The organism is Streptomyces sp. NPDC087844, assembly GCF_044742785.1.
Lineage (GTDB): Bacteria > Actinomycetota > Actinomycetes > Streptomycetales > Streptomycetaceae > Streptomyces.
This window is the reverse complement of sequence record NZ_JBIUVD010000001.1, coordinates 333,004-354,414: the sequence shown is the minus strand read 5'-3', so window position 1 is coordinate 354,414 and position 21,411 is coordinate 333,004. Positions and strand designations below refer to the sequence as shown.

Annotated in this window: 6 protein-coding genes; 5 read left to right on the top strand and 1 reads right to left on the bottom strand. The window is 71.7% G+C overall.

The features are described 5' to 3' along the window. Positions 1-352: 352 nt before the first annotated feature. From ACIOKD_RS01400 to ACIOKD_RS01380, 5 genes are all read left to right on the top strand, one after another. Positions 353-7,939, top strand: coding sequence for a SpvB/TcaC N-terminal domain-containing protein (locus tag ACIOKD_RS01400; RefSeq protein ID WP_402076632.1), 7,587 nt, complete (start codon positions 353-355; stop codon positions 7,937-7,939). Between the two features lie 129 nt (positions 7,940-8,068). Further along, the gene (locus ACIOKD_RS01395; protein WP_402076631.1) at positions 8,069-17,596 is read left to right on the top strand and encodes a neuraminidase-like domain-containing protein; all 9,528 of its coding nucleotides are present in this window, start codon (positions 8,069-8,071) and stop codon (positions 17,594-17,596) included. Between the two features lie 289 nt (positions 17,597-17,885). Further along, positions 17,886-19,007, top strand: coding sequence for a ribosome small subunit-dependent GTPase A (gene rsgA, locus ACIOKD_RS01390; RefSeq protein WP_402076630.1), 1,122 nt, complete (start codon positions 17,886-17,888; stop codon positions 19,005-19,007). A 113-nt stretch (positions 19,008-19,120) separates the two neighbouring features. After that, a complete protein-coding gene (locus ACIOKD_RS01385) occupies positions 19,121-20,509 on the top strand; it encodes a DNA-3-methyladenine glycosylase 2 family protein (protein ID WP_402077666.1) in 1,389 nt (462 codons plus the stop codon). Then, positions 20,506-20,985 (top strand): methylated-DNA--[protein]-cysteine S-methyltransferase, encoded by a 480-nt coding sequence (locus tag ACIOKD_RS01380; RefSeq protein WP_402076629.1) that lies wholly within the window; start codon positions 20,506-20,508, stop codon positions 20,983-20,985. The genes ACIOKD_RS01385 and ACIOKD_RS01380 overlap by 4 nt, the downstream gene beginning before the upstream one ends. A 32-nt stretch (positions 20,986-21,017) precedes the next feature. Here ACIOKD_RS01380 and ACIOKD_RS01375 read toward each other — a convergent pair whose 3' ends face one another. Continuing rightward, positions 21,018-21,386 carry a PPOX class F420-dependent oxidoreductase gene (locus ACIOKD_RS01375; RefSeq protein WP_402076628.1) on the bottom strand — a complete coding sequence of 123 codons (369 nt, stop codon included), beginning with the start codon at positions 21,384-21,386 and terminating at the stop codon, positions 21,018-21,020. Positions 21,387-21,411 lie beyond the last annotated feature (25 nt).

The following is a 21,411-nucleotide window of genomic DNA, read 5'->3' as shown; positions in this document are numbered from 1 at the left end:
GATCGAGCAGTTCCAGCGGACGGCCGCGCGGACGGCCGCGAGACGCCGTTGTGCCCGTGGCGTTCCAAGAGCAGAACCGGACAGATCGCATATGCTGCTGGATCGTTTCTGCGCACTCGGGGGCGGTAAGACGAGAGGATCGGCGGCCGAGTGGAGCGCGGACGCCTTTCGGTGAAGTACGCCTTTGACTCGTTTCAAGGTGACTTGTGCCCGTCTCGGGCGACAGACAAATCATTATGCCCCCTGGCAGCGGTTGCCCTGATTCGCCCTGTACTGGAGAGACATGCCTACCGGACGCTTGCCAGGCGAGTGGGCGCCCCTCGGCGGGTGCCTGCCACGAAACGGGGGTCTCGTGGACAAGTCCAAGAGAGAGGCGTCCTCGGACGCCGGGCGCGGTGTCGGGGGCGGCAGCGGTGCGGTGCTCGGAGGGTCGCTCCCGAAGGGCGGGGGAGCGATCCGGGCGATCGGCGAGAAGTTCGCCGCCGATCCGGTGCACGGCACCGGCCGGCTGTCCGTACCGATCGTCACCAGCGCGGCCCGGGAACTGACTCCCGCGTTCTCGCTCACCTACGACTCGGGCTCGGGAAACGGCCTGTTCGGCATCGGCTGGCAGTTCTCCCCGCCGATGGTCGCCCGCCGTACGGACACCGGCCTGCCCCGCTACCGCGACACCGCCCCGGACGTCGCCGCCGAGGACGCCGATGTCTTCCTGCTGACCGGCGGCGACGACCTCGTGCCGTTCCCGCCGGGGGAGGGCGGCGCGGTCTCCGCGCACCCCGGCTACCACGTGCGCCGCTACCGGCCGCGCGTCGAGGGCGACTTCGCGCGGGTGGAGCGCTGGACGCGCACCGCCGACGGCGACGTGCACTGGCGGACACTGTCGGCCGACAACCTCCTGAACGTCTACGGACGCGACGGGGCGTCCCGTGTCGCCGATCCCGCCGATCCGCACCGGATCTTCAGCTGGCTGCTCTGCGAGACCCGCGACGACCGGGGCAACGCCGTGCGGTACGACTACCGGGCCGAGGACGCCGAAGGAGTCGACACCGCGGCGCCGCACGAGCAGGGCCGGGGCGCCCCGGACAGCCTCGCGCGCGGTGCGGGCCGCAGCCTCCACCGTGTGCGGTACGGCAACCGCGTCCCCCTGCTCGACGGGAACGGCCGCCGGCCGGTGGACGTGACCCCGGACCAACTGCGCGACGCCGACTGGATGTTCGAGGTGGTGCTCGACTACGGCGACCATCCGGGCGAGGCCCCCACACCGGCGCCCACCGCACCCCGGCTGTGCCGCGCCGACCCGTTCTCCACCCACCGGCCGGCCTTCGAGGTACGCACCTACCGGCTGTGCCAACGCGTACTGATGTTCCACCACTTCCCCGACGAGCCCGGGGTGGGCCAGGGCTGTCTCGTCGCCGCCACCGCCTTCACCTACCGGGCCGCCCCCGACGCACAGGGCGTGCCCGGCGACCCCCGGCGCGGCCACCCGGGCGGTTCCTTCCTCGAATCGGTCACCGTCAGTGGCTTCCAGCGGTCCGCCGACGGCGGATACACCGGGAGCTCGCTGCCACCCCTCACCTTCACCTACACCCACGCGGAGATCAGCGCCGAGGTTCGCCACCTGGACGGCGACAGCCTGCAGAACCTGCCGGCCGGGCTGGACGAGCGGGCGTACGACTGGGTGGACCTGGACGGCGAAGGGCTGTCGGGCGTGCTCAGCGCACAGGGCGGCGCCTGGTACTACAAGCCGAACCTCGGCGACGGCAGGCTCGGTCCGGTGCGCCGTCTCGGCACCCAGCCGTCCCTGCGACTGAACCGCTCGGGCCCTGAGCTGACCGACCTCGACGGGAACGGACAACTCGATCTCGTACGGCTGGACCGGGAGCCGCGCGGCTTTCACACCCGGACCGCCGACGGCGCCGGCTGGGAGCCCTTCACCCCGTTCGCCTCCGCGCCGGCTGTCGACCTCGACGCCCCGTCCACCCGACGCCTCGACCTCACAGGAGACGGCCTCGCGGATCTGCTGACCTGCGAGGACACCGGTGTCGTCTGGTATCCGGGGCTCGGTGCGCGGGGCTTCGGCCCCCCTCGGGGCGCCCCGCATCCCGACGAGGACGGGGCGGGACCGCGCCCCCTGATCGGCGACAGCACGCACACACTGTTCCTCGCGGACATGTCCGGCGACGGCCTCACCGACCTGGTGCGCGTCCGCGACGGCGAGATCCGCTACTGGCCCAACCTCGGACACGGGCACTTCGGCGCCCCCGTCGTCATGAACGACGCCCCCCGCCTCGACACCCCCGACGGCTTCGACCCCGGCAGGGTGCGGCTCGCCGACGTCGACGGCTCCGGCACGACCGACCTGCTGTACGTGGGCCGGGACGGTGTACGGCTCTGGTACAACCGCTCCGGCAACGGCTGGGGCCCCGCCCACCGGCTGCCCGGACTGCCGCACCTCGGCCACCCCGCCCAGGTCCGCGTCGCCGACCTGCTCGGCAACGGCACCGCCTGCCTGGTGTGGTCCTCGCCGCTGCCCGCCGACGCCGACGACCCGCTGCGCTACATCGACCTGATGGGCGGCACCAAACCGCACCTGCTGACCGGCGCCGACAACCACATGGGCGCCGAGACCCGGGTCCGCTACGCCTCCTCCACCGCCTTCTATCTCGCCGACCGGCGCGCCGGACGACCCTGGCACACCCGCCTGCCCTTCCCGGTCCACGTCGTCGAGCAGAGCGAGCACATCGACCATGTCCGGCGCACCCGCTTCACCAGCCGCTACTCCTACCACCACGGCTACTTCGACGGCGTGGAACGAGAGTTCCGCGGCTTCGGCCTGGTCGAACAGCACGACACCGAGGCGTACGAGGGGTACGCAGCCGAAGTGGCGCGGACGGGCGGCGCCCAGGAGACCGACCCCGCCCTCTTCCAGCCGCCCGTCACCACCCGCAGCTGGTTCCACACCGGCGCCCACCCGGACGGCCCCGACCTCCTGGAGCGGCTGACCGGCGAGTTCTATCTCGGTGAGCGGCACCTGCCGGCCCCGGAACTCCCCGACGGCCTCGACCCCGCCGAACTGCGCGAATGCGTCGGGGCGTTACGGGGCCGTCCGCTGCGCACCGAGGTCTACAGCTTCGACGGCTCCCCGGACCAGGAGCACCCCTACGCGGTCACCGAGAGCGCCTACGCCGTCGAGCGGCTCCAGCACCGGCACGGCGCGGCGCGCCCGGCCTACCTCGTCAAGGACCGGGCGACGATGACCCGTACCTACGACCGCGACCCCTCGGACCCGCGCGTCGCGCACACCGTCGTCCTCGACCACGGCCCGCACGGAGAAGTGCTGAGATCGGCGTCGATCGTCCACGGCCGCCGGGTCGCCGATCCCGCGCTGCCCGCCGAAGTCACCCGGGACCAGCGCCGCACCCACATCACCTGCGTCGAGACCGACCACACCCCGGACCTCGACACCTCGGTACCGGTACCCGTGCACCGGCTCGGCGTCCCTTTCGAGAGCCGGGACTTCGAGATCACCGGCCTCGCGCCCGCCGGCGCCGCCTTCACCCTGCGGGAGCTGCGCGAGGGCATCGGCCGGGCGACACCGATCGCCTACGAGGACGACGCCGACGGTACGGGCGTCCAGCGGCGCCCACTGGCAGTGTCCCGGCACCTGTTCCGCTCCGACGCCCTCGCCCCGCTGCCGCTCGGCCAGTGGGACACCCGCGCCCTGCCGTACGAGAGCTACGGACTGGCCTTCACCGCACGGTTCGTCACCGACCGGTACGCGGGGCAGATCACCGACGCCGACCTGACCGGGGCCGGCTATGTGCGTCTCACGGGCGGCACCGACTGGTGGATCCCCTCCGGTACGGCGGTCCATCCGCCCGGTGACCCGGCCCTCCGCTTCTTCCGCGCCGTCGGCGCCCGGAGCCCCTTCGGCGTGGAGACGGTCACCGACTTCGACGCCCACGACCTGCTGCCGGTCCGGCACCGCGTCGTCCAGGCACCCTGGAACACCGTCGAACTGACCAACGACTACCGGGTGTTGGCGCCGTTCAGGCTGGCCGACCCCAACGGCAACCGTGCCGAGGTCGAGTACGACACGCTGGGCCTGGTCGTGAGGACCGCTCTGCTCGGCAAGGAGGGTGCCGGCGAGGGCGACACCCTCGCCGACCCGACCACCCGCCTGGAGTACGACCTCTTCCACTGGTCGGACCACAGGAGCCCCAACTTCACCCGCGTTCTCGCCAAGGAGCGGCACGGCGACCCGGCCTCCCCACTGCGGGAGTCGTACGTCCACCTGGACGGCGGCGGCACACCGGCGCTCACCAAGGCCCGTACCGCCCCAGGCGAAGCGCTCACCACCGGCCCCGACGGCAGCCCCGCCACGGTCCACGCCGACCCCCGCTGGATCGGCAGCGGACGCACGGTCGTCAACAACAAGGGCCTGCCGGTCAAGAGCTACGAGCCCTACTTCAGCCCCACCCACGCCTACGACGCCGAAGAGGCGATGCGCACCATCGGTTCCACCGCGATCCGCTTCTACGATCCGGTGGGTCGGCTCGTCCGCACCGACCTGCCCGACGGCACCTTCACCCGTACCGAGTTCGGCCAGTGGGCGAGCATCCTCCACGACGCCAACGACACGGTCAGGGACAGCCGTTGGTACGCGCAGCGGGGTCGCCCCGACCCGCTCACCGAGCCCGAACCGCAGGCCGACCCCGAGCGCCGGGCCGCCTGGCTCGCCGCCCGGCACGCGGGCACCCCCGCCGAGACCCACCTCGACAGCCTCGGCCGTCCGGTCCTGACGACCGTGCGGTACGAGACCGGAGCGACGGCGTCGGTCCGTGGCGCGACCGACCTCACGGGCCGCCGCACCGAGCTCTTCGACCAGCTGGGCCGCGCCGTGGCGTCCGGCTTCACCGGGATGGCGGGCACCCCCGTCCTCGCCGACAGTGCCGAACGCGGCCGCCGTTGGACCTTCACGGACATCACCGGCGCACTGGTGCGGACCTGGGACGAGCACGGCCAGGTGCTGCGCGCCGAGTACGACGAGCTGCACCGGCCGGTGAGCGGCCTGGTCCGCGCCGGCAGTGGCCAGGAGACGGTCTTCCAGTACACGGTGTACGGCGACCGGCACCCCGAGGCCGCCGAGCGCAACCTCCTCGGCACCGTCCACCAGTCCTTCGACCCCGACGGCAGCACGTGTGTCCAGCGCGCCGATCTGCACGGCATCCCCACCGAGGTGGAACGCCTCTTCACCCGCGACCACACGAGCGACCCGGACTGGCGCCCGCTGACGACCGCCACCACCTACGCGGCGCTGCAGACAACGGCGGCGCCCCTGCTGCTCACCGCCGAACCCTTCACCGCCACCTCCAGCCACGACGCACTCGGCCGCCCGGAGCGGCTGACCCTCCCCGACGGCACCGCGTTCGTCCCCGCCTACGACGAGTCCGGGCTGCCCGCCTCGATCGCGGCGCACCTTCCCGGCGGGGCGAGCCCGGTCACCTTCCTGGAGGAGCAGGACTACGACGCGCTGGGCCGTCGCCGCTTCGCCCGCTTCGGCAACGACGTGACGACCCGCTACACCTACGACCCGGCGACCACGCGGCTGACCGGTCTGCTCACCGGTTCACCCACGGCCCCGCTCCAGGACCTGCACTACACCTACGACCCGGTCGGCAACGTCACGCAGGTGCGCGACGACGCCCAGCAGACCCACTTCTTCGCCAACCAGGTCGTCACCCCGGCCACCCGCTACGAGTACGACGCGCTCTACCAGCTCGTCCGGGCCTTCGGCCGCGAACACGCGGGCGGCGCCAACGACACCGTCCGCACCGACGCCGACGTCGAGGCGGTGGACCGGCTCCCGCACGTCAACGACGCGGCGGCGGTCCGCACGTACAGCGAGAGCTACGAGTACGACCTGCTAGGCAACCTCACGGCCCTGCGGCACCGTGCCGCCCAGGACCTGTGGACCCGCCGCCACCGCTACGCCTACCAGGCCGACCCCGCCGACCGCACCAACCGCCTGCTGGCCACCAGCCGCCCCGGTGACCCGGAGGCCGGCCCGTACACCGCCACCTACGACCACGATGTTCGCGGCAACATGACCCGGCTGCGTACCGCCGCCCCCGACGAGCTGGTCTGGGACGCGTTCGACCGGCTGCGCCGGGCGGACCTGGGCGGCGGCGGAACGGCGCACTACCGCTACGGCGGTGACGGGCAGCGCACGCGCAAGGTGATCGAACGCCCCGGCGGGGAGATCGTCGAGCACCTCTACCTGGGCCCGCTGGAGATCCACCGCCGCCGACAGGGCACCGCGGCCCCCTTCTACGAGCGCCACACCCTGCATCTGTCCGACAACGCGGGCCGGGTCGCGCAGATCGACATCAAGCGCCGCGACGACCGGGGCGCCGATCCGGCGAACCCGCTGGACACCCCCCTGGTCCGCTACCAGTACGGCAACCACCTCGGCTCCGCCACCCTGGAGACGGACGACACCGGCCACCCGATCTCGTACGAGGAGTACCACCCGTACGGCACCACGTCCTACCGCAGCGGTCGTCCCGACACCGACCTGAGCCTGAAGCGCTACCGCTTCGCGGGGAAGGAACGGGACGCGGAAACGGGCCTGTACTACGTGGGGGCGCGCTACTACGCGCCGTGGCTGGGGCGGTGGACCAGCGCGGACCCCGGGGGGTTCGTGGACGGGCTCAACCTGTACCGGTACTGCGGCAACAACCCGGTGATGTTCACGGACCCCGACGGGCGGGAGAAGCGCAAACCGAAGCCGGGCGCTCTCAACCCGGCGGGCGAGAAGAGCGTTTTCCTCGTCAGGGTGCCCAAGGGGCGCAAGGCGACGGTGCCGACCGGAGCCGACTTCGAGAAGGCGTATCCGCCCGACAACCCCACGCATCCCTACACGCCCGGCAGCGCGGTCTTCGCGCGCTGGGGCCGGCAGAAGGACGGTTCGCGCTACCCGATCTTCAACGCCGAGTGGCTCGACCCGCAGACACTCAAGCCACGGCTGCCGCGGGTGGGCGAGCCCGGCTATGTCACCAGCTGGTCGAGCCAGCCCGATCCCCAGTACGGCACCCCGGGCGATGCGAGCACGATCAAGACGATCAAGGAGCATGTCTCACCGCGGGCGCAGGACAAGCTGGTCGGTGACGCGGCCCGCGCGGAGTCCGGGTCCACGCCCACCATGGTGTCGCCGAAGGCGGTGTCGGACACCAAGACGCCCGCCGACAACGCGGCGACGCGGGCGCTGAAGGCGCAACTGGCCTCGGGGAAACCCGTCGACCAGGTCGAGGGCATCGCCATGCCCGGTCTGGGGCGGATGAATGCGGCCAACAAGGCGCACGGCTCCCCGATCCCGCAGGGCTCCGCCGAGCGCGCGACGCTGGCGCAACTGGGCTACAAGTTCGAGGACGAGAGGCTCGGCGAAGTCCAGGACAAGATCGCCGCGCGTACCTCCGGCGGCTCCGCGTCGACGGGGGCCGCGTCCACACGCGGCCGGCAGGTCGCGGCCGGCGCGCGCGGCACGGGCAACGCCGTGGCTCAGGCGCTGATCCCCGGGTTCGCCGAGGCGGCGATCGCCGGCACGTTCATGGAGTCCTTCGTCATCGGCACCCTGGGGGTCACCTCGGGTTCGCTGCCCGCAGTGGCATCCGCGATCTCCGCGGCGCCGACGACGTTCGCCTGGTCCGTCACCCTGCCCGCGATCGGCGGCGCCGTCGTCGGCAACGTCATCGAGTCGGGACTTCGCGATGCCGGGGCGGGCGAGAAGCTCTCGCTGGGCGGTGCCGTCGCCGGAGCGGCCCTGACGGGCGCGGCCATCGGCACGCTCGTACCGATCCCGGGCGTCAGCACGGTGGTGGGGGCCGCCGCCGGGGCGGTGGTCGGGGTCGTCGGCTTCGCACTGAGCCGATGGTTCTGAGTCGAGCAGAGGAGTCCGGACGGAGCCGAACGCTCTGCCCGGACACGCGCACCAGGCGCACCACGCACATGGCGCACACGACGAACGCGAAAGCGAACCGAGTACCGATCAAGCGGGGGAAGGCGAACCATGCAGGCGACGAGCGACAGATTCCACGTCCGGGGACGCGTCATCAGCGTCTCCGGAGTGCCCTACCCCGGCCTGACCGTCCGGGTCTTCGTCAAGAGTGGGAGTTCCGCGCAGGAGCGTGAGGTCGGGGAGCCCGCGACCACCGATGAGGACGGGCGGTACGCCGTCTCCTTCCAGGGGCAGGGTTTCACGGAGGACTCGGCCACCCAGTCCCTGTGCCGCATCAAGGTGTTCAGCGGACAGGAGCGACTGGGCGACAGCCCGTACGAGCGGCTGGAAGAGAACACCGTCATCGACCTGACGGTTGACCGCGAGCCCGCCCAGAAGCCGTTACGCGTACACGGTGAGGTGCGCGACCGGGCGGGAAAACCGCTCAAGCAGGGCAAGGTCGAAGCGCTCGACCGCGACCTGCGCAGTGAAGAGCGGCTCGGCAGCGCGCAGTTGCGGAGCGGGACGTACGAGATCCGTTACAGCGAGGACCAGTTCAGGCGCTCCGAGAAGGACAGCGCCGACCTCGTGCTGCGCGTCCTGGGAGCCGACGGCGCCGAACTCCTGCGCACACCGGTCCGGTTCAACGTCCCCGACGACCTGGAGTGGAACCTCACCCTCGGCACCCGCGACTACCCCGGAGCCTCCGAGTGGGAAGTCGTCAGCACCGAACTGAGCCCGCTGCTCGACTCCGTACCGCCGGTGGAACTGCGCGAGGACGACCGGTTCCAGGACATCACCTTCCTGGCGGGGGAGACCGGCCGCACCCCGCTCGCGGTCGGCGTGTGGGTCGGCTGCCACCGGCTCGCCGCCAAGACCGCCCGGGAGAAGGTGCCCCTCGCCGCCGAGGAGTTCTTCGCCTTCCTGCGGCAGGGCCAGCCCTCGATCTTCAGCGAGTCCCTCCTCGACGACATCAAGGACCCCCAGCGGATGGCGCGGTTGGAGGACACGACGCTGCGCGCACTGTCCGAACTGGCCATCGAGACGCAAAAGGCCCTTCTGGAGACGGCCCTCGCGGACAATCTCGTCCCTGTCGCCGTCGAGGACCGGATTCCGGCCGTCCTGGAGACGCTCGCCAAGATCAAGCTGCGGTACACGGGCGACACCGTGCTCGGCGACGGCCAGGGCACCGTCGGCGACCTGGTCGATCTGACCCCCGACGCCGCCGAACACAAGACGGCCTTCCTGGAGGCCTTCTCCTCGTTCTCCGGATCGGCCGACGACTTCTGGGACAAGGTGGCCGACGACGAGGTGATCCCCGCGGCGACCGTGCCCCGCGTACGGCTCTCGCTGGAACTCGGCGGCCTCACGCGCAACCACGTCCCCCTGGTCGGCGCCCTTGCCAAGCGCTTCAGCGGCCTGACGGCAGGATTCACACACGCCGCACAGGTCGCCGAGGAACGCGGAGCGTTCGAGCGCTCCCTGGCCCGGCTCTCGCGGGACGAGTGGGAACGGCAGCTCCAGGAACCCGCACCCGGCGGCGGCCCCATCGGCGTCCCCGACGACATCGAGGGGAACACCCCCGAGGAGAAGCGGCGCAACTACGCCGCCGGCCTCGACCGGCAGTTCGAACGTGCCTTCCCCACCGCGTCGTTCACCGGCAAACTCGACCGCGCCCGCGACGCGGGCAGAGCCCTGGCGGCCGGGACCCCCGAGGACGACCGGCAACTCGTCCACTTCCTCGACCACAACCCGGCCTTCGAACTCGACCGCGTCCGTCTCGACCACTACATCGACGAGACACCCGGCGCACTCGACGGCATCCCGGACCCCGACACCCTGGTGACCGACCTGAAATCGGTCCAGCGGGCCTTCAAGCTCGACCCCGCCTACTCCTCCGTCAAGATCCTGCGGGACCGGGGGCTGGACTCCGCGCAGGCCGTCTACTTCCTGGGCCGCGGCCAGTTCACCGCCGCCGTCACCGGCGCGGCAGCGGGACGCAACGGCATCCTCGCCGACCGGATCGCCGCCGCCGAGGACACCGCCGCGCTGTCCGACACGGCCGCCGAGCGGCTGTACCGCAAGGCCGAGAACATCTACGCCCAGTCCCTGGCCCTGTACGGCGACTACAACCTGGCCGTCGCCGGTGCCACCCCCTTCGCCCTGCCCGACCAGAGCCCGGACGCCGCCACCCAGGCGCAGATCAGCACCCTGCCCAACCTGCGGACCCTGTTCGGCTCCGTCGACTACTGCGCCTGCGGTCCCTGCCGCTCCGTGCACAGCCCTGCCGCGTACTTCGTCGACGTCCTGCGCTATCTCGGCCAGCGCGGCACCCAGGGCACCGGGCCGCACTCCGGTCAGAGCGTGCGGGACGTACTCCTGGCGCGCCGCCCCGACCTGGGCGCCCTGGAACTCAGCTGCGAGAACACCGAGACGCCGCTGCCCTACGTCGATCTGGTCAACGAGATCCTGGAGGACGTCGTCGCACCCCCGGCGCCCGTCCTGCTCGACCCGGCACTCGCCGCCGAACTGGCCGCGGGACAGATCTCCGGGGAGCTGCGGGCCGGCCTGGCCGCCCGGGGCATCACCGTCGCCGCCGACGCCCGGGTGCAGGCCCCGGACAGCCGCGGCCGGTGGACCGTCCGCGACAGCCGTCACGCCTACACCATCTCCCGCCACCAGGTCGACGGCGGTGACGAACTGCGTGTCCTGGTCTCGCGTCAGACCTTCGCCTCGGCCCCCGAACTGCGGGCCGGCCCCGAATACACCAACCAGGAGGCCTACCGGCGGCTGCGCCAGGAGGTCTTCCCGCTGCACCTGCCCTTCGATCTGGCCCACCTCCAGAGCCGCGCCTACCTCGACCACCTCGGTGTGCCCCACCCCGACCTCCTCGACCTGCTGCGCCGCGGTGGCCCCGGCGCGCTCAGCGCGCCCCAGCTCGCCGCCGCCCGGCTCGGCCTGACCGAGACGGCCCGGCTGATCGTCACCGGGAACCTCCCCGGACGCGAGCCCTGGGAGTTCTACGGCCTCGCCGAGACCGACAACGACATTCCCGACCCCGACGACCCCTCCCGCCGCGTCACCGGCACCTGGATCCAGGTCCTCGGCAATGTCCCGGTCCTGCTGCACCGCACCGGCCTCGCCTACACCGGCCTGCTGCAACTCCTGGAGACGGCCTACGTCAACTCCGCGGGAAGCCTGCGGATCGTGCGGCCGAGCGAGGGCGACAGCGCCGAGTGCGACGTCTCCGCCTTCACCGTCGGCGGGCTGGACGCCGACGCGCTCGACCGCGTCCACCGGTTCGTGCGGCTGTGGCGGGCCCAGGCATGGACGATGGCCGAACTCGACGTGCTGCTGCCGCCGAACGAGGACACGCTCACGGCCGCCGCCACCCCGATCGCCCCGGGGGTGATCACCGACCGGGCGCTGCGCGAGCTGGCCGGGCTGCTGCGGCTGCGTACCCGTCTCGGCCTCGCCTGGAGCGAGGTCCGCAGCCTCTTCCGGGGGATCGAGCACCGCCCGCACCGCGTCTGGGGCGACGAGGGAGCGGCGCAGGCCGAGACGCAGTACCAGCGCCTGTTCCGCAACCGGCTCGTCGGCGCCGTCGCCCAGTTCCCCGCCGACCCCGCGGACATCACCGGCACGGTCGGCGACCACGTGCCCGGCATCCTCGCCGCCTTCCGTGTCCGGGAGGGCGACCTCCGGCTGATCCTCGACTCGATCGAGGCCACCGCCGGCACCCCGCTCGACCTGGACCTCCTCGGCGCGATCCACCGCGTCGCCGTCGCCGCCAAGGCACTGCGGCTGACCGTGGACCAGCTCCTGCGGCTCGTCCGCCTGTCGGACGACGACCCGTTCGGCGGCCCGGACGACCTGCTCGCCCTCGCCGACCTCACCGCCCTGGTGTCCGGCTCCTCGATCACGGTGGCCCAGCTCGACCACCTGCTCGCCCACCGGAGCACCCCTGGTTCCGCGACCGCGCTGGAGAACAGGACCGTCACGGCGTTCCTCACCGAACTGCGCACCGGCCTGGAGAAGATCACCACCGAGCTGCGCGGCAAGGCGGAGGAGAGCCCGGAGGCATACGTCCGGGCCCGGCTCGGACTGCTGCCGGCGCTCGTCGCGGACGCCGACCAGGTCACCGCGCTCGCCCTCGCCGACGGCAGCTGGCAGGGCACCCGGGCCGATCGGGACGCGCTCATCGAGCGGTACTTCACCGGGATCCTCGACCTCGCCGAAGCCCGCGCCCGCCTCGCCGCGCTGCCCGCCGGGCTCACCCCGCCCGAGCGCCAGCAGGCCGTCGACGCCCGCTTCGGCCACGTCCAGCCCGCCCTTGAGGCCTACCTGCTGACCACCCGACGCGCGGCGTACGTCGCCCAGCAGAGCGCCGACCTGCTGCGCCTGAACGTGCCCGCCGCCACGGCCCTGCTGAGCACGCTGCGCCTGCCCGGCGCCACCGGCACCCTGCTCGCCGACCTCGGCGACCCCCGCCTCCTGGAGCGGCTGCCCGACGGCGGTTACCGGCACCTGCCCACCGAAGAGGAGTTCCCGGCCGCCTTCCGGGCGCTGCGGCTGCTGCACAAGAACGCGCTCGTCGTCACCGCACTGCGTCTGACCGCCGCCGATGTGGAGTGGTGGCTGACCGACGGCCGGGCGAGCGGCCTGGGCTGGATGCACCCCGGGGACTTCCCGGTCGACGACACGGGCACAGCCGTACCCCTGCGGCAGTGGACCGCCCTGGTCGGGTTCTTCACCTGGCGGGCCGCGCTTCCCCCGGCCCCGCTGACCGCGCTGGAGTTCGCCGCCCGGGTCCTCGACCCTGCCGTGCCCACGGCCGCCGTCCTCACCGACCTGGCCGTCCTCACCGGCTGGCTGCCCGCCGACCTCGACGCCCTGGTCACCGCCTTCGGCTGGCTCGATCCGGACACAGGACTCGACGAGGTGAAGGTGCGCCTCGCCGACCCGGACCAGCTGCCGCGTCTGGCCGGCGTGGCCGCCGTACTCGCACGGGTCGGTGTGGGCGCGGCACGGGCCCTGTCCTGGGCGGTCGCCGAACCGGGGGAGGAGACCGCGGAGAGCCTCAAGCAGACCGTGAAGGCGAAGTACGACCTCAGCCAGTGGCAGGACGTGATCCGGCCGCTCCAGGACCTCTTCCGCGAGCGCAAGCGCAAGGCCCTCGTCGACTGGCTCGTCGCGCACCCCGCCGACGCGCTCGGCCAGACCTGGAGCGACAGCACCGGGCTCTACGAGTACTTCCTCATCGACGTCGAGATGAGCCCCTGCATGCTCACCTCGCGCCTCAAACAGGCAGGCGCCTCGGCCCAGTTGTTCGTACAACGCGTCCAGCTGAACCTGGAGCCGGACATCCTGGCCTCCACCGAACTCGACCCCCGCTGGAAGCAGTGGACCTGGATGAAGCGCTACCGGGTCTGGGAAGCCAACAGGAAGGTGTTCCTCTACCCCGAGAACTGGCTGGAGCCGGAACTGCGCGACGAGAAGTCCCCCTTCTTCCGCGAGCTCGAACAGGAGCTCATGCAGAACGAGGTCACCGCCGACAGCGCCGAGGACGCCTTCAGGACATACGTCGAGAACCTCGACAAGGTCGCCAACCTGGAGATCAGGGCCCAGCACACCGAGGTCGTCAGTGCCGACGAGACCTATCTGCACGTCGTCGGCCGTACCCGCTCCAGCCAGGGCGCCGAGTACTACTACCGGCGCCAGGTGAACGGGGCCCGCTGGACGCCCTGGGAGCGGATCGACCTGGAGATCGGCTCCGGCCACCTGGTGACCGCCGTGCACCACCGCCGGCTCCATCTGCTGTGGCCGCAGTTCCTGGAGCGGGCCGTCGCGCAGAGCACGGTGGCCACCCCCGGCGCCAACTCCTTCGCCACGCTGCCGCAGCCGGACAGGTTCTGGGAAGTACGCATGTTCTGGAGCGAGTTGAAGAAGGGCCGCTGGACCCCCAAGGTCCTCTCCGACCGGGCCGGTGTCATCTGGCAGTCCACCGCGGGCGCGACCACCCCGCGCAACATCGCCCTGCGCGCCCGTACGCTGCCCGACGGCATCCGCACCCAGCTCCATGTCAGCCGCGACACGAGCCAGACCGCACCGCGCAGCCTCATCGCCTTCGACAAGACCGGCCGCCAGATCAACCTCACCACCCCGGCCCCGCGTTACGAGCACCTCGCCTCACCGGCCCAGAGCCGGCTGACCGACGGGCTGATCCAGCACGACACCCGGTCGCTGTACTTCTCGTACAACTCGTTGTTCGAGAACACCCTCAAGCCGCACTTCTTCCCCGCGCACTCCCAGGCCCTCTCGCTGTGGCTGGCGAACAACGTCGAAGCCGGCTCGACGTACTCCGTCATCGACTCCACCGCACAGAACATGCCCGTCGACGGCGAGTACGGCACCTCCTTCCTGTGGGACTCGCGGCGCACCTACCAGATGTCGTTCTCCGCCTGGACCTGGTGGTTCTGGTTCTTCTCCAGCTGGGGCGGCTGGACCTGGGCCAATGTCCGCTTCGACATCCACTACCACCCGTACACCGACCTGTTCGTGAAGGAACTCAACACCGGCGGGGTCAAGGGCATCCTCAACCGGCGCATCCAGACCGACCCGCACAGCGTGCCCGGCGCCCCCGCCCCGTTCGACTTCGCCGCCTACCAGCCGACCGAGTTCAACGTCCCGCGACCCTGGCCCGTCGAGGAGGTCGACTTCAGCTACCGGGGTGCGTACGCCCCCTACAACTGGGAGCTGTTCTTCCACGCCCCGCTGCTGCTGGCGCAGAAACTCGCCGCCAACCAGCGGTTCGAGGAAGCCCTGGAGTGGTTCCACCACATCTTCGACCCCACCAGCACCGACACGGCCACCCCCGACCCGGACACCCCCCAGCAGAAGTTCTGGATCACCAAGAAGTTCTACGAGACGACGACCGCCCAGTACCAGGCACAGCGGATCGAGAACATCCTGCGCGCGATCGCGCAGGGCGACGCCGAACTGCGCGCCCAGGTCGCCGAGTGGCGCAACAACCCCTTCAACCCGCATCTGATCGCGCGGATGCGGACGGTCGCCTACCAGAAGAACGTACTCATCAAGTACGTCCAGACCCTGATCGCCTGGGCCGACCAGCTGTTCGAGCAGGACACCATCGAGACGGTCAACGAGGCCACGCAGCTCTACGTCCTCGCCGCCTCCGTGCTCGGCCCCCGCCCACGCAGTGTCCCGCGCACCACACCGGACGAGGCCAGGACGTACCACCAGCTCCAGACCGACCACATCGACGACTTCGGCAACGCCCTCGTCGAGATCGAGAACCTCCTCGCGGACACCGACGCCGGCGGCGTCGAGGGCGACGCGGAAGGGCCGGAACTGCCCCGCCTGGACGTCCTGTACTTCTGTGTCCCGAACAACAGCAGACTCCTCGGCCTCTGGGACACCGTCGAGGACAGGCTGTTCAAGATCCGCCACTGCATGAACCTGGCGGGCGCCGAGCGCACCCTGCCGCTGTTCGAACCCGAACTCGATCCCGGCGCCCTGATCGGCAGGGCCGCGGCCGGCGGCGACGTCACGGCGGCCGTCGCCGACCTCAACGCACCCCTGCCCCTCTACCGCTTCTCCTTCACGATCCAGCAGGCCAAGGAGATGTGCGAGGAGGTCGGATCCCTCGGCGCCGCCATGCTCGCGGCCCTGGAGAAACGGGACGCCGAGGCCATGGCCCAGCTGCGTTCCACCCACGAACAGCAGGTGCTGAACCAGACCAGGCTCGTCCGGGTCGCCCGCATCGAGGAGGAGACCCGCAGCCGGGAGAGCCTGGAGGAGGGCCAGAAGGTCGCCGTCAAGCGCCGCGACCACTACAGGAGCCTGCTTGCCGACGGCTGGAACGGCTGGGAGAAGGCCTGGCTCGGCCTCACCATCGGCGCGTTGGGCCTGGAGGCCGCCGGTGCGGTCCTCAACCTGCTCGCCGCGCCCACCGCCCTCATCCCCAAGGTCACGGCCGGCGCCTCCGGCTTCGGCGGCTCCCCGCACGTGACCCTCACCGTCAGCGGTCAGCAGGTCAGTGACTCCCTCGGCAAGACCGCCGACGCCCTCAAGGGCCTGTCAGGCATCGCCCAGCTGGGCGCCGGCATGACCAACACCATCGGCTCGTACGAACGCCGCGCCCAGGACTGGCAGTTGCAGCGCGACCTCGCCGACCAGGAGATCGTGCAGGCGGACCGGCAGATCACCGCGTCGAAGGTACGGATCCGCATCGCCGAGCACGAACTCACCGAGCACGACAGACGGATCGAACACGCCGCGGGCGAGGACGAGTTCCTGCGCGGCAAGTTCACCAACCAGGACCTGCACGACTGGACCGTCACCCAGCTGTCCACGCTCTTCTTCCAGAGCTACCGGCTCGCCCACGACATGGCCCGCCGCGCCGAACGCTGCTTCCGCTACGAACTCGGTCTCGCCGACTCCGACTACGTCCGCTTCGGCTCCTGGGACAGTCTGCGCAAGGGCCTGGTGTCCGGCGAGCGCCTCGCCCACGACCTGCGCCGCCTGGAGACGGCGTACTACGAGCAGAACCGCCGGGAGTACGAACTCACCAAGCATGTCTCACTGGCCCTGCTCGACCCGGTCGCACTGCTGCGCCTGCGGCAGAACGGCGAGTGCTTCATCGACATCCCCGAGTCGGCCTTCGACCTGGACTACCCCGGCCACTACTTCCGTCGCCTCAAGACGGTCGGCCTGACCATCCCGTGCGTCACCGGTCCCGCCACCACCGTCGCCTGCACCCTCACCCTCACCGGCAACCGGCTGCGCAAGGACGCCACGCTGCTGGCCGGAAAGTACGCGCGGGACACCGCCGGGGAGGATCCCCGCTTCCGTGACGAGGTGGGCGCGGTCCAGTCGATCGCCACCAGTACCGCCCAGGACGACCAGGGCCTGTTCGAACTCAGCTTCCGTGACGAGCGATACCTGCCCTTCGAGGGCGCGGGCGCCGTCAGCTCCTGGCAGCTGAGGCTCAACAAGGATCTGCCGCAGTTCGACTTCGCCTCGATCTCCGACGCCGTACTGCACCTGCGGTACACGGCACGGGAGGGCGGCGCGGTCCTGCGCACCCAGGCCGCCGCCGAATTGCGCCAGAGCCTGAGCGAGTCGGCCCTCGCCGAGTCCCGGCGCGGCCTCTACCGGGTGCTCGACCTGCGCCGCGAGTACCCGGACGCCTGGTACCGCTTCCTGCGCCCGTCCGGCACGAACGACGACCAGCAACTGGACCTCGGCGACCTCACCGCCCGCCTGCCCTTCTTCACCCGCGGCTTCACCTCGCACAAGGCCCGGGGCATCGAGATCGTCGTCCACCCCGCCGACCCGGCCCACACCTTCGAGGCCCAGCTCTCGCCCCTGGGCACGGAAGCGGCGGACCTGCTGCCCATCGGCCCGGACCCCACCTTCCAGGGCCTGCATCGAGGCACCAGGGATCTGACGGGCGGCGAGGTCGACCTGGACGACTGGACGGTGAGACTGCGCCGCACCGGAGCGACGGACTTCCGGTCGCTGCCGGTGGACGCCGTGACGGAGGTGTTCCTGATCGTCAACTACACGGTGGCGTAGGAAGCCGGGGCGGAGCAGGTGCGAGGGCGCACCTGCTCCGCCGGGTGCGCCGTAATTCGATGGCGCCGGGGGCCGGGCAGCTCTAAGCTCCGTTCTGTTGGAGCGGCGGCCGGTGGTTGCCGCGGATGACCCTGCTCGGTTCCAGGAGGTGTGAACGATGGCTGTCATGGCGATGGGCACTGCCCGCATCCGGAAGTGCATCGAATCCACCTCTGTGGTCACCGGCTGACAACCTTCTTCTCCGCGCCCGAGTGCGCGCGGCCGGGGCCACCCTTCGAAGGGTCACCCCTTGTCTTTCTCTTCTCCTCTTCCCTCTCCTTCCGCGTCCTCGGCCCACCCCCTCCTGCCCTACGGCTGGGACGACGAGTGGGCCGCTGCATTCGCCCCCCACCTCGAACGCGGGTTCGTGCCGGGGCGGGTCGTGCGGGTCGACCGCGGGCGGTGCGACGTGATCACCCCGGACGGGCCCGTGCGGGTCGACACCGAGTTCGTGACGCCGAACGACCCGCTCCGGGTCATCTGCACCGGGGACTGGGCCGTCGTCGACCCCGGCGGGGACCCCCGCTACGTACAGACGTATCTGCCGCGTCGTACCGCCTTCGTGCGGTCGACCTCGTCCAAGCGGTCGGAGGGGCAGATCCTCGCCGCCAACGTGGACTTCGCGATCATCGCGGTGTCCCTCGCGGTGGAGCTCGACCTCGGCCGGATCGAACGGTTCCTGGCCCTGGCCTGGGAGTCCGGGGCCCAGCCGCTGGTCGTGCTGACCAAGGCCGACCTCGTGCCGGACGCGGTGGGCCTGGCGTACCTCGTGCAGGACGTCGAGACCGCGGCGCCGGGCGTGCGGGTGCTGGCCGTCAGTGCCACGGACGGGGACGGGCTCGACGTGCTCGGCGCCGTCGTGTCCGGCGGGACCTCCGTCCTGCTCGGCCAGTCCGGCGCGGGCAAGTCGACGCTCGCCAACGCGTTGCTGGGGGAGGATGTCATGGACGTCCGGGCGGCGCGTGACGTCGACGGGAAGGGCCGGCACACCACCACGACCCGGAATCTGCTGGTGCTTCCGGGCGGTGGCGTACTGATCGACACCCCCGGCCTGCGCGGGGTCGGGCTCTTCGACGCCAGTAGCGGTGTCGGGCAGGTGTTCGCCGAGATCGAGGAGCTGGCCCAGGGCTGCCGGTTCCTCGACTGCGCGCACGTGGCCGAACCCGGGTGCGCGGTACTGGCCGCGCTCGAAGCCGGGGTACTGCCCGAGCGGCGGCTCGAAAGCTACCGCAAGCTCCTGCGCGAGAACCAGCGGATCGTGGCCAAGACCGACGCGCGCGTCCGCAACGAACTGCGGCGGGAGTGGAAGCGCCGGGGCGCGGAGGGACGGGCCGCGATGGAGGTCAAGCGCGGTAACCGGACCCGGCACTGAGGTGCGCGGGGGGTGGGCCGGCCCGCCCACCCCCCGACCCACCGGGGCGTCGGCAGCGCCGCGTCCGAAATCCGCCAGCCCGCGCGTCGGCGGGGGCGCAGACTGGAACGGTGATCGACGAGGAGACCGGATACGGAGCCGTACGCAGCCGGGACGCCCGGTTCGACGGGGCGTTCTTCTTCGCCGTGCGGACGACGGGCATCTACTGCCGCCCCAGCTGCCCGGCGGTGACGCCGAAGCGGCAGAACGTGCGGTACTACGCCACGGCCGCCGCCGCACAGGGCTCGGGGTTCCGGGCCTGCCGCAGATGCCGCCCGGACGCCGCTCCGGGGTCCGCCGAGTGGAACGTACGCGCCGATGTCGTGGGCCGTGCGATGCGAATGATCGGCGACGGAGTCGTCGACCGCGAGGGCGTCGCCGGGCTCGCGGTCCGGCTCGGCTACAGCGCCCGCCAGGTGCAACGGCAGCTCACCGCCGAACTGGGCGCGGGCCCGGTGGCCCTCGCCCGCGCCCAGCGCGCCCACACCGCACGGGTGCTCCTGCAGACCACGGAGCTGCCGGTCACCGAGATCGCGTTCGCGGCCGGATTCGCGAGCGTGCGCCAGTTCAACGACACGATCCGGACCGTGTACGCCTCCACACCGACCGGGCTGCGCACCCCCGCGCACCGCGGTGGGACGCGACCGGCGGCCACCCCCTCCGCGGGCATCCCGCTGCGCCTCGCCCACCGCGGCCCGTACCGGGCCGCCGCCGTCTTCGACCTGCTGGGCGCCGAGGCGGTGCCGGGCATCGAGGAGGTGACGGGCGCCCCCGGGTCCCGCACCTACCGGCGGACCCTGCGGCTGCCGTACGGCACGGGCATCGCCGCCGTCGGGGAGCGGCTGTCCGACGCGTCCGCCCACAGCAGCGGCTGGCTCGACGCCCGACTGCACCTCACCGACCTGCGCGACCTCACCACCGCCGTCCAGCGGTTGCGCCGCCTCTTCGACCTCGACGCCGACCCGTACGCCGTGGACGAGCGGCTCGGCACGGACCCGCGGCTCGCCCCGCTGGTCGCCGCCAGGCCGGGACTGCGCTCGCCCGGCGCCGCCGACCCGGAGGAACTGGCCGTACGCGCGCTCGTCGGACCCCGCGAGGCCGAGCGGCTCGTGCGGGCGTACGGGAAAGCGCTGGACTCGCCCTGCGGGACGCTCACGCACGTCTTTCCCGAGCCCGCCTCCCTGGTGGAGTCGGGCGGCACCCTGGGCACCCTCGCCGCGGCCCTCGCGGACGGCGGCCTGCGGCTCGACCCGGGCGCCGACCGCCAGGCGGCTCGGGCCGCCCTGGACGCCCTGCCCGGCCTGGACGCCCACGTCGTGGCCGTCATCCGCACCCGTGCGCTCGGCGACCCCGACGTGGGCCCGCCCGGAGCGCCGGTCCCCGACACCTGGCGGCCGTGGCGTTCCTACGCCCTGCGCCACCTCGAAGCGGCTGCCCAGCAGCCGGGAAGCGAAGACAAGTGACCACGTATCACACCTCCCTCGACAGCCCCGTCGGTGAACTCCTGCTCACCGCCGACGAGTCCGGAGCACTCACCTCCCTGTCCGTGCCCGGCCAGAAGGGCGGACGCACGGTCGGGCCCGACTGGCGGCACGCGCCGGAGCTCTTCACGGAGGCCGAGCGGCAGCTCGCCGCCTACTTCGCCGGTGAACTCACCAATTTCCGGCTGCCGTTGCGGGCGAGCGGTACCGAGTTCCGCGCGAAGGTCTGGGACGCCCTCGACTCCGTTCCCTACGGCACGACCACCACGTACGGCGAGATCGCCGCGCGCATCGGGGCCTCGCGCATCGCCGTGCGGGCCGTCGGCGGAGCGATCGGCGCCAATCCGCTGCTGATCGTCCGCCCGTGCCATCGCGTGATCGGCGCCGACGGATCCCTCACCGGATACGCGGGCGGGCTGGAGCGAAAGGTCCAGCTCCTCACCCTCGAAGGCCGCTGAGGCGCCACCGGGCGAGTGCCGGCCGTCCCCGGCTAATCCTCCAGACCCCAGCTGTGGATCCGCCGAGGATGGACACGGATCAGCTCCTCGCTGAAGTGCGGGCCCAACTCGTGGGGCCCGGTCAGGAGTTCGGCGTCCCCACGGATGTCCACTCCGCGTACCGTCCAGGGCCGGAGGCTGACGATGTCGTCGATGACGAGACCGACCTTCGGATTCTTCTGGAGATTGCGCCACTTCTTGGTGGTTCCCATGGCATAGCCGCCGATGAGGATCGTCCCGTCGTCCTGCGGATGGAAGCCGACCGGGTTCGCCTGCGGCTGGCCGTGCTGGTCGACGGTGGCGAGGCGGCCCAGCCGCTGGGATTTTAGGTACGCCCGTTCGGCTTCACTGAATGCGGTCATGTCAGCAGCCAAACACGGTTTCCGC

Coding starts and splice junctions, on each gene's coding strand:
- ACIOKD_RS01395 (WP_402076631.1), top strand. CDS start 8,069: ATGCAGGCGACGAGCGACAGATTCCACGTCCGGGGACGCGTCATCAGC.
- ACIOKD_RS01375 (WP_402076628.1), bottom strand. CDS start 21,386: ATGACCGCATTCAGTGAAGCCGAACGGGCGTACCTAAAATCCCAGCGG.